Raw genomic sequence first — 11,135 nt, forward strand, 5'->3', positions numbered from 1 at the left:
CTGATACATTATTAATTTTTCAGACATTTTCACGATTCCAAGCAAAGGAAGAAACAATGAGTAATCCGTCAAGCTGGTTTGGTATTCACGCTCATGATTTGGATCGCGCCAAAGCCTTTTACGAATCCGTATTCGACAAGCCCCTGCAAGACGTTGGCGGCAACGGATTCCGTTTCATCATTTTCCCAGCCGATTACACCCAACACGGTACGGCCGGCATGATTTGGCACGACAGCAATGCCCAGCCCGGCCACGGCGGTACAACCATTTTCTTCAATTGCCCGGATTGTGCCGAAACAGCAGAAAAAGCCGTTGCAGCAGGCGGCAAACTGTTACAAGAGAAATTCCGCATTGCCAACGGCTTTGCAGCATTTATCGAAGACACAGAAGGCAACCGAATCGGTTTGCACAGCACATGCTAACCCGAATAGCCATAAAATAATTTCCCATTATTACTATAAGAATCTGACATGAAAGCCTTTACCAAAATTACCGCCATCGTTGCCCCGCTCGACCGCAGCAACGTCGACACCGATGCCATCATCCCCAAACAATTTCTGAAATCCATCAAACGCAGCGGCTTCGGCCCCAATGCCTTTGATGAATGGCGTTACCTCGACCACGGCGAACCTGGCATGGACAACAGCAAACGTCCGTTAAACCCGGATTTCTCCCTGAACCAGCCACGCTATCAAGGCGCACAAATCCTGTTGACGCGTAAAAACTTCGGTTGCGGCTCTTCACGCGAACACGCCCCTTGGGCATTGGACGACTACGGCTTCCGCGCCGTCATCGCCCCCAGCTTTGCCGACATCTTCTTCAACAACTGCTACAAAAACGGCCTTTTGCCTATCGTTTTGACAGAAGAACAGGTTGACCAGCTTTTCAAAGAAGTTGAAGCCAACGAAGGCTATCAGCTCTCCATCGACCTTGCCGAGCAAACCCTGACCACTCCTAGCGGCGAAACATTCACATTCGACATTACCGAACACCGCAAACACTGCCTCTTAAACGGCTTGGACGAAATCGGCCTGACCCTGCAACACGCTGACGAAATTCACGCCTTTGAAGAAAAACGCCGCCAAAGCCAGCCTTGGCTGTTTAACGGTTGATATACAAAAGGCCGTCTGAAAAATTTAAGTGTTTCAGACGGCCTTTAATCTACAAAAATATACCATGATTACCGACACCATAAGCAATGCCACCCGCTACGCCGCCTTGCATCCCGACTTTGCCGAAGCCTTCCATCTGTTGCAGACCTTGGATTTTACCAAGCTGCCGGACGGTCAAGTGCCATGCGAGAATCCCAATATCCGTATTTTTATCGGCAGCGAGCCGATGAGGACTAAAGGCAAAGCCCAGCCAGAAGCGCACTCAAAACATATTGATATTCAAACACCGATTGATGGCAGCGAAACGTATGGCTGGATAGACAGAGGCCGTCTGAAAAACGGTTTAGGCTACAACGAAAAGCGCGATATCGAATTTTTCGACTGTGAACCGGAAACATGGCTGACCTTGGAGCCCGGCGAATTTGCGCTATTTTTCCCGAATGATGCGCATGCCCCATTGATCGGCGACAGGGCGAACATACGCAAAGTTGTTTTTAAAATCCGTGTTTAAACCGAACGTCTATAATTTTTCAGACGGCCTTATCCCCTTATTCAGGACACAATATGTCTTTTTTCAGCAGGTTGTTCCGCTCCAAACCTAAATTAATGACTTGGCAGGAATTTGTCGAATACTTTGCCCGTCGCATCCAAGAAGAATTGGATCTTGAGGCGAAAATCGACTGGGGTGAAAATATTGCTTCTTCGCCCATCATTGTCCAGTTTTCCGAAGACGATGAAGCATCGTTCAGCACATATTTGAGCAACCATTACACAAGTTATCTGCAAAATCCCGAGGCCTTGGAAGCTATTGTTGCAGCTAATTTAGCAGTTATCGATAAGATTCAGGACGCTGATGCCAGTGTTTCAGCACAACAAATTCTTCCGACGATTAAAAATACGATTTATCTGGAAAATGCCAGACTGATTACAAATACGGACGAAGCCGAACCTGACGATTACCTGGTATACAAACCGATTGCCGGCGATATCATGTTGCTTTATATGGTGGATACGGAAGAATCCATGCATACGCTCAATCGTGAGCATATGAAAGAGGCCGGTATTGAAGATGAGGACGCCTTGTATCGTACCGCCATGGATAATCTGCGCCAACGAATGAATGGACGTGTTCAAATTCATCATGCCGAAGGTTGGTCATTGGCTCAAATCCATTTGGACAACGACTATGATGCTTCCCTGATTTTGCTTTTGGACGAAGTACTTAAAGACGATCCTATGCTGCCGGCCAACCCCGTTTTTGCAGTCCCGGCACGCAACGCCCTGCTCGTTTGCAGCCCGTCCGATGAAGAGGCTTTGCAGGCGATGGCAAATATTGCCCTGCAGGCATTTGAAGACTCTGCCTACGCGATTTCTACCCAGCTTTACCAGTACCATAATGGTACAATCAGCGTTTTCAGAGCAAATTGATTTAAGGCCGTCTGAAAAACAGACGACCTGCCCTTTACCTAAAACCTTCCCATAAGGAAACCCGAAATGACCAAACATATCGCTATCTTGCGCGGCGACGGCATCGGCCCTGAAATCGTTGCAGAAACCGTCCGCGTACTCGACAAACTTATCGAACAAGGTTTGGATGTCAGCTACGAATACGCGCCTTTGGGCGGCGAAGCCTATGACGAATACGGCCATCCTTATCCAGAATTCACGCAAAACCTTTGCCGTAAAGCCGATGCGGTACTGCTTGGTGCAGTCGGTTCTCCTCAATACGACAATCTCGACCGTCCATTGCGCCCTGAGCGCGGATTGTTGGCCATCCGTAAAGACTTGAATCTGTTTGCTAATTTGCGCCCTGCCATTTTGTATAAAGAGCTGGCCAATGCTTCCACTCTGAAACCGGAAATCGTAGCCGGCCTCGACATCCTTATCGTACGCGAACTGACCGGCGATATTTACTTTGGCGAGCCGCGCGGCATCCGTGTTTTGGAAAACGGCGAACGCGAAGGCTACAACACCATGAAATACAGCGAAAGCGAAATCCGCCGTATTGCCCACGTTGCCTTCCAATCCGCCCAAAAACGCAGCAAAAAAGTCTGCTCCGTAGGCAAAGCCAACGTTTTGGAAACCACCGAACTGTGGCGCGAAATCTTTGAAGAAATCGGCAAAGAATACCCTGATGTCGAGCTTTCCCATATGTACGTCGACAACGCCGCCATGCAGTTGGTACGCGCGCCCAAACAATTTGACGTGATTGCTACCGGCAACATCTTCGGCGATATCCTCTCTGACGAAGCCTCCATGCTGACCGGCTCCATCGGTATGCTGCCTTCCGCTTCTTTGGACGAAAACGGCAAAGGCCTGTACGAACCGTCTCACGGCTCTGCTCCTGACATTGCCGGTCAAAACAAAGCCAATCCGCTGGCAACCGTTTTGTCCCTCGCTATGTTGTTGCGCTACAGCCTGAACGACGAAGCACGCGCGCAACAAGTCGAAAACGCCGTACAAAAAGTACTGCAACAAGGCTTGCGTACCGGCGATATTTACGAAGAAGGTACCAAACTGGTTTCCTGCTCAGAAATGGGCGATGCCGTATTGGCTGCTTTGTAAGAGGCCGTCTGAAAAAGCGTGGGATCAATCCCGCGCTTTTTTATATGCGAAACTTGAAACCATAAAAAAGGGCGTGTTTTCACACGCCCTTATGTTTTTTCAGACGGCCTTAAGATTGAAAAAATTAACCTCTTTTATGTTTGCCGCCAAAGCTGTCGTTAGACTTGCGCTTGCCTTTAAAGCCTTCGCCGCCTTTTTTGAAACCGTCAGACTTCTTGAAACCGTCTTTCTTAAAGCCATCTTTCTTGAAACCGTCTTTTTTATGGCCTTCGCCGTGAGCTTTACCGCCGAAACCTTCTTTAGCCGGTTTCTTATCACCACGCCAGCCGCCGGATTTACGATCGCCCCAGCCGCCTTTACCTTTCGGTTTGCCACCGGCAGATTTGCGTTTACGTGTCGGCTCCATGCCTTCGATGGTCAGCTCAGGTAATTTGCGGCCGATGTATTTTTCAATTTTGTGTACTTTGACGTATTCGTTCACTTCGGCAAAAGTAATCGCAATACCGGTACGGCCAGCGCGGCCGGTACGGCCGATGCGGTGAACGTAGTCTTCAGCCTGTTTCGGCAAGTCGTAGTTGATAACGTGGGTAATGGTTGGTACGTCGATACCACGTGCGGCTACATCGGTGGCAACCAAAATTTTGCAGCGGCCTTTGCGCAAGTCCATCAGCGTACGGTTACGCCAGCCTTGCGGCATATCGCCGTGCAGGCAGTTGGCGGAAAAACCTTTTTCATACAATTCATCCGCGATGACTTCGGTCATGGCTTTGGTGGACGTGAAAATCACACATTGATCGATATTGGCATCGCGCAAGATGTGGTCGAGCAGGCGGTTTTTGTGGCGCATATCGTCGCAGTACAGCAGCTGCTCTTCGATTTTGCCTTGATCATCCACACGCTCAACTTCGATGGTTTCAGGGTCTTTGGTCAGTTTGCGCGCCAGTTTGCCCACTGCGCCGTCCCAAGTGGCAGAGAACAACAAAGTCTGACGGTCGCTCGGCGTTGCTTCAACGATGGTTTCGATGTCGTCGATAAAGCCCATGTCCAACATACGGTCGGCTTCGTCCAGAATCAGCACTTCCAAACGTTCAAAATCAACTTTGCCGCTCTGCATCAAGTCCATCAGACGACCCGGAGTAGCGACAATCAGGTCAACCGGTTTGCTCAAAGCACGGGTTTGGTAGCCGAAAGATGCGCCGCCTACAATGCTGACAGTACGGAACCAACGCATATTTTTAGCATACGCCAACGCGTTTTTTTCCACCTGAGCCGCTAGTTCGCGGGTCGGAGTCAACACCAAAGCGCGTGGGCCTTTGCCCGGTTTTTCGCTGCGCTTGGTCAGTTTTTGCAAAGTCGGCAGCAGGAAGGCTGCGGTTTTGCCTGAACCGGTTTGTGCCGAAGCCATAATGTCGCGGCCGTCCAAAGCAAACGGAATCGCTTGCGCCTGAATCGGGGTCGGGCTTTCATAACCCTCGCTGCTTACGGCAGACAAAATGTTTTTATCAAGGTTCAAATCGGCAAATTTAATAGACATATCTATCCTAAGAGACAACAACGCGCACGCCTGAACAATTTCAGACGACCTGAAGCAAAGGAAAGTAACGATACGGGAAATGTGAAGTTACAGGGTTGTCGCAAGCATCTTGCTTGTGGTTAACATCGACGACAACCTGCACAGAAAAGGCTTTGCAAATATGCAAGCAATAAAAGAAACGCGCCCGAAACGGCGGTTTAGGTTGGATGACGATGGCTTCGTATCAAAAGGCGAATGGCGGATAATATAGATTTTATGGATAACAGTCAAGCAAAAAGGCATCAAGTGCGTTAAAATCCAACCCCTTCCCAATACTTATTCAGGCCGTCTGAAACCATGACCGACATTACCCCCTTTGCCAACCGCTTAGGTAAAAACATCAAACATCTTATGAAATGGGCCAAACGCAACAATATCGAAGCCTGGCGCATTTACGACCGCGATATTCCCCAATTTCCCTTTGCCGTCGATGTTTACGGCGACCAAATCCATCTTCAGGAATACGATACCGGCTGGCTGATGCAGCCCGAAGAATACGAAGCATGGCTTGCCGATGTATTGGAAGCCATCGGTTTTGTGACCGGTTTTGCGCCCGAACAAATCCACCTCAAACGCCGAGAACGTCAAAAAGGTTTACAACAATACGAGAAAACCGGCAAAACCGGCGACGATTTCGTCATCACTGAAAACGGCCGCAAGTTTTGGGTCAACCTCGACAAATACCTCGATACCGGCCTTTTCCTCGACCACCGCAACACGCGCAAAAAAGTCGGCGAAACCGCAGCGGGTAAACGCTTCCTCAACCTGTTTTCCTACACAGGCAGCTTTACCGTCTATGCCGCAACCGGGGGCGCGGTATCCAGCGAAACCGTCGATTTATCCAACACTTATCTCGAGTGGGCAAAACGCAATTTCGAACTTAACGGCATCGACTCCGAACAACACAAAATCGTCCGCGCCGACGTGTTCCAATACCTGCAAAACGCCACCGCCGAAGGCAAACAGTTCGACCTTATCGTCATGGATCCGCCCAGCTTCTCCAACAGCAAAAAGATGCTCGACATCCTCGACATCCAGCGCGACCACAAAAAGTTGATTGACGGCGCGATGAACCTGCTCGCTTCAGACGGTCTTTTGTACTTCTCCAACAACTTGCGCAGCTTCGTCTTGGACGATTCGGTATCGGAACAATACGCCGTCAAAGACATTTCCAAACAATCCGTTCCCGACGATTTCCGCAACAAGAAAATCCATCAGTGTTGGGAAATCAAGCATAAATAAACATCAGGCCGTCTGAAAGCCAGTTTTCAGACGGCCTGATTGCCATATTGAATCTCTCAATCAATAAGCGCATAATTGAAGAAATTGTTGACAATATTAAAAGGAAAAGAACATGCAAAACTACCTGACGCCCAATTTCTCATTCGCCCCCATGATTCCGGAACGCGCGATCGGCAGCCGGGTTTGGGATACCGAAGGACGAGAGTACATTGACCTGTCAGGCGGTATTGCTGTGAACGCGCTGGGTCATTGCCATCCCGATTTGGTCGCAACCTTGGCCGAGCAGTCGCAAAAACTCTGGCACATTTCTAATATCTACACCACCCAACCGGCGCAAGAATTGGCCCAAAAACTGGTCGAAAACACCTTTGCCGACAAAGTATTTTTCTGTAACTCCGGTGCGGAAGCCAATGAAGCCGCGCTGAAACTGGCGCGCAAATACGGCCGCGATCATTTTGGCGAACACAAAACCGAAATCATCTCCTGCCTCAACAGCTTCCACGGTCGCACCCTGTTTACCGTATCCGTCGGCGGCCAGCCCAAATACAGCAAAGACTACGCGCCGCTGCCGGCCGGCATTACCCACGTTCCATTTAACGATATTGCCGCATTGGAAGCAGCCATCGGCGACAAAACCTGCGCCGTGATTATCGAGCCGATTCAGGGCGAAAGCGGCATCCTGCCTGCTACCCAAGAATATCTGCAAGCCGCACGCCGTTTATGCGACAAACAAGGCGCATTGCTGATTTTGGACGAAGTGCAAACCGGCATGGGTCATACGGGCAAACTGTTTGCCTACGAGCATTACGGCGTAACACCCGATATCCTCAGCTCCGCCAAAGCCTTGGGCGGCGGCTTCCCGATTGGCGCGATTCTGACAACCGATAAAATCGCCCCAACCTTCGGCCCCGGAACACATGGCTCGACCTTCGGCGGCAACCCAATGGCGTGTGCCGTCGGCAGTTGCGCATTCGACATCATCAATGCCCCCGAAACATTGGCACACGTTAAACAACAAGGCCAAAAACTTCAGACGGCATTGCGTGAATTGGGCGAAAAAACCGGCGTATTTAAAGAAGTCCGCGGCATGGGCTTGCTGCTCGGCTGCGTGTTGGCAGACAAATACGAAGGCAAGGCATCGGAAATCACTGCCGCCGCTTTAAAACACGGCCTGATGGTACTGGTTGCCGGTGCCAATGTGGTGCGCTTTGCTCCCAGCCTGCTGCTGAACGATGAAGACATGGCCGAAGGCTTGAAACGTTTTGAAGCGGCCTTAGCCGAATGGTTGGCCTGATTTTTAAAACCCAATATTCAAATCAGCCGACAGCTTTTGGTTCTATTAATTCCATATAGTAAAGACCGTCTGAAAGACTATTTGAGTTTTTCAGACGGCCTTTTTTCAATATTGAAAACAACATCCGCCTACATGCTTTGTCATTTGATGTTTGTTAAAAATCGTACCGCCTCTTCGTGTTACGCTTGGCAAACAATTTGATTTTGCGAAGAAAAGGAGCAGGAGATGGTATCGTTGAAAACCCAAATCGCCGGTTTTTCTTTTGACAACTGCCTGATGAACGCGGCCGGTGTGTCATGCATGACTGTTGAGGAATTAGAAGCAGTCAGACAGTCTTCGGCAGGCACTTTCATTACCAAGACCGCAACGCTTACCCCTCGTCAAGGCAACCCCGAGCCGCGTTATCGGGACGTCCCTCTCGGCAGCATCAATTCGATGGGCTTGCCGAATCAAGGCATCGATTACTATCTGGATTACCTGCTTACCCTTCAAGAGTCTCAGCCGGAACGGACATTTTTCCTATCACTGGTCGGCCTGTCGCCCGGCGAAACACATATCCTGTTGGAAAAGGTGCAAAATAGCGGGTTTAACGGTATTACCGAACTCAACCTATCCTGCCCAAACGTCGCCGGCAAACCGCAAATTGCCTACGACTTTGAAACCACCGAGATGATTTTGGATAATGCCTTTACCTACTTCGACAAGCCCTTGGGCATCAAATTGCCGCCGTATTTCGATATTGCCCATTTCGATCAAGCGGCGAAAGTGTTCAACCGCTATCCCCTAAAATTCGTCAACTGTGTCAACTCCATCGGCAACGGCATGTATATCGAAGACGAATCCGTCGTGATCCGCCCGAAAAACGGCTTCGGCGGCATAGGCGGCCAATACATTAAACCGACCGCGCTCGCCAATGTCCACGCGTTCTATCAAAGACTGGATCCATCTATCCAAATTATCGGCACAGGCGGCGTTTACAGCGGCCGGGATGCTTTTGAACACATCTTGTGCGGCGCAAGCATGGTGCAGATCGGCACGGCACTACACCAGCAAGGTGTGGACATTTTTGAACGGGTTTCCCTTGAATTAAAAGCCATCATGGCGCAAAAAGGCTACGAAAAACTGGAAGACTTCAAAGGCAAATTGAAATATTTTTCATAAGGTTTACTCTAAAAAACGCCCAAGGCCGTCTGAAAATTTCAGACGGCCTTGTTGTATAATTGCTCCCCACATTACCCGTCTTCCCCTTCAATGAAACTCAACCCCCAACAGCAAGCCGCAGTCAAATATCTAGGCGGCCCCCTACTCGTGCTTGCCGGCGCTGGCAGCGGTAAAACCGGCGTGATTACGCAAAAAATCAAACATTTGATTGTCAATGTCGGCTATCTGCCGCATACCGTTGCCGCGATTACCTTCACCAATAAAGCCGCCACGGAAATGCAGGAGCGCGTCGCCAAAATGCTGCCCAAATCGCAAACGCGCGGGCTGACGATTTGCACGTTCCACTCTTTGGGCATGAAGATTTTGCGTGAAGAGGCGAACCATATCGGTTACAAAAAAAACTTCTCCATCCTCGATTCCACCGACAGCGCAAAAATCATCGGCGAACTTTTGGGCGGTACGGGAAAAGAAGCCTTATTCAAAGCGCAGCATCAGATTTCCCTGTGGAAAAACGATTTGAAAACGCCCGAAGACGTGCTTCAGACGGCCTCTAATGTGTGGGAAGAGCAAACAGCACGCGTCTATGCGAGCTATCAGGAAACCCTGCAAAGCTATCAGGCGGTGGACTTCGACGACTTAATCCGTCTGCCCGCCGTGCTGTTGCAGCAAAACAGCGAAGTGCGCAACAAATGGCAGCGGCGGCTGCGTTATCTGTTGGTTGACGAATGTCAGGACACCAACACCTGCCAATTTACGCTGATGAAGCTGCTGACCGGCGCGGAAGGTATGTTTACTGCCGTCGGCGACGACGACCAGTCCATCTACGCATGGCGCGGCGCGAACATGGAAAACCTGCGCAAAATGCAGGAAGACTATCCACAGATGAAGGTTATCAAATTGGAGCAAAACTACCGCTCCACCACGCGGATTCTCAAAATCGCCAACAAAGTCATCGAAAACAACCCCAAGCTGTTCACGAAAAAACTTTGGTCGCAGTTCGGCGAAGGCGAAATCGTCAAAGTCGTTGCCTGCCAAAACGAGCAACACGAAGCCGACTGGGTCGTCAGCCAAATCGTCAAACAGAAGCTGGTCGGTGGCGACAAAACCCAATACGCCGATTTCGCCGTGTTATACCGCGGCAACCATCAGGCGCGGATTTTTGAAGAAGCCTTGCGCAGCGCGCGCGTTCCTTACCAACTCTCCGGCGGGCAGAGTTTTTTCGACAAAGCCGAAATCAAAGACGTGTTGTCCTATTTGCGCCTGCTTGCCAATCCCAACGACGATCCCGCCTTCCTTCGCGCTGTAACCACGCCCAAACGCGGCATCGGCGATGTAACGCTGGGCAAACTCAATACCTACGCGCACGAACACGAATGCAGCCTGTATGAAGCCGCGCAAACCGAAGAAGCGCTTGCCCTGTTGAACCATACCAACCGCCAACACCTGCAAGCCTTCATGGATATGATTGAAAGCTACCGCGCCAAAGCCGAAACCAGCGAAGCAGGCGAGCTTATTCATAACTTGCTGAAAGAAATCGACTACGAAAACCACCTGTTGGCCAACGAAGAAGGTAAAGCAGGCGAAATCAAATGGCGCAACGTTACCGACCTGACCGGCTGGCTGGAACGCAAAGGCGAGCAAGACGGTAAAAACATCATCGAGCTTGCCCAAACCATCGCCCTGATGACGCTTTTGGAAGGCAAAAGCGAAGAAGAAGTCGATGCCGTCAAACTCTCTACCCTGCACGCCTCCAAAGGCTTGGAATATCCCTACGTTTTCCTTGTCGGTTGCGAAGAAGGCATCTTGCCGCATAATGACAGTATAGAAGAAGACAATGTCGAAGAAGAACGCCGCCTGATGTACGTCGGCATTACCCGTGCCAAACGCCAACTTACGCTGACCCACTGCCTCAAACGTAAAAAGCAAGGCACATGGCAGTTCCCCGAGCCGAGCCGCTTTATAGACGAAATGCCGCAGGAAGACATCAAAATCCTAGGCCGCAAAGGCGGCGAGCCGATTGTGAGCAAGGAAGAAGGAAAAAGTAATCTGGCGTGTTTACTGGATATGCTGGGAAATAAAAGAAAAGGATAAAGCAAGGCCGTCTGAAAACAGGATTTCAGACGGCCTTATTGTCAGCAAAATGTCAAAGTCAACAATCAAATAATTTTTACTTTATACCTTTGTGCCC

10 protein-coding genes are annotated in these 11,135 nt (G+C 50.1%); 9 read left to right on the forward strand and 1 reads right to left on the reverse strand.

The features are described from left to right. Nucleotides 1–56: 56 nt before the first annotated feature. The 5 genes from ACTHSN_RS03630 (at nt 57) to leuB (ending at nt 3,677) form a co-directional block, all read left to right on the forward strand. Nucleotides 57–422: a VOC family protein gene (locus ACTHSN_RS03630; RefSeq protein ID WP_070461879.1), complete on the forward strand. Its 366-nt coding sequence runs from the start codon at nt 57–59 to the stop codon at nt 420–422. Nucleotides 423–470: 48 nt separating this feature from the next. Then, nucleotides 471–1,112, forward strand: coding sequence for a 3-isopropylmalate dehydratase small subunit (gene leuD / locus ACTHSN_RS03635; protein ID WP_003677355.1), 642 nt, complete (start codon nt 471–473; stop codon nt 1,110–1,112). 64 nt (nt 1,113–1,176) lie between these two features. Next, a complete protein-coding gene (locus tag ACTHSN_RS03640) occupies nt 1,177–1,623 on the forward strand; it encodes a YhcH/YjgK/YiaL family protein (RefSeq protein WP_070461877.1) in 447 nt (148 codons plus the stop codon). Between the two features lie 53 nt (nt 1,624–1,676). Continuing rightward, nucleotides 1,677–2,540, forward strand: coding sequence for a DUF1444 family protein (locus ACTHSN_RS03645; protein WP_070461875.1), 864 nt, complete (start codon nt 1,677–1,679; stop codon nt 2,538–2,540). A 66-nt stretch (nt 2,541–2,606) separates the two neighbouring features. Next, nucleotides 2,607–3,677 (forward strand): 3-isopropylmalate dehydrogenase, encoded by a 1,071-nt coding sequence (gene leuB, locus ACTHSN_RS03650; protein WP_004520344.1) that lies wholly within the window; start codon nt 2,607–2,609, stop codon nt 3,675–3,677. 124 nt (nt 3,678–3,801) lie between these two features. Here leuB and ACTHSN_RS03655 read toward each other — a convergent pair whose 3' ends face one another. Then, the gene (locus tag ACTHSN_RS03655) at nt 3,802–5,211 is read right to left on the reverse strand and encodes a DEAD/DEAH box helicase (RefSeq protein WP_070461873.1); all 1,410 of its coding nucleotides are present in this window, start codon (nt 5,209–5,211) and stop codon (nt 3,802–3,804) included. 336 nt (nt 5,212–5,547) lie between these two features. Here ACTHSN_RS03655 and ACTHSN_RS03660 point away from each other — a divergent pair, with 336 nt between their 5' ends. The 4 genes from ACTHSN_RS03660 to rep all read left to right on the forward strand — a co-directional run bounded on the left by ACTHSN_RS03660 (nt 5,548) and on the right by rep (nt 11,038). Continuing rightward, nucleotides 5,548–6,492, forward strand: coding sequence for a class I SAM-dependent methyltransferase (locus ACTHSN_RS03660; protein ID WP_070461871.1), 945 nt, complete (start codon nt 5,548–5,550; stop codon nt 6,490–6,492). 112 nt (nt 6,493–6,604) lie between these two features. Further along, the gene (locus ACTHSN_RS03665; protein WP_070461869.1) at nt 6,605–7,786 is read left to right on the forward strand and encodes an aspartate aminotransferase family protein; all 1,182 of its coding nucleotides are present in this window, start codon (nt 6,605–6,607) and stop codon (nt 7,784–7,786) included. A 225-nt stretch (nt 7,787–8,011) separates the two neighbouring features. Continuing rightward, on the forward strand, nt 8,012–8,947 hold the full coding sequence (locus ACTHSN_RS03670) for a dihydroorotate oxidase (RefSeq protein WP_004520335.1): 936 nt from the start codon (nt 8,012–8,014) through the stop codon (nt 8,945–8,947). A gap of 90 nt (nt 8,948–9,037) precedes the next feature. Further along, nucleotides 9,038–11,038: a DNA helicase Rep gene (rep, locus tag ACTHSN_RS03675; RefSeq protein WP_070461867.1), complete on the forward strand. Its 2,001-nt coding sequence runs from the start codon at nt 9,038–9,040 to the stop codon at nt 11,036–11,038. Nucleotides 11,039–11,135: the final 97 nt, after the last annotated feature.

The sequence above is a fragment of the Neisseria sp. P0009.S010 genome, from assembly GCF_051958545.1.
In the GTDB taxonomy this organism is placed as follows: domain Bacteria; phylum Pseudomonadota; class Gammaproteobacteria; order Burkholderiales; family Neisseriaceae; genus Neisseria; species Neisseria subflava_A.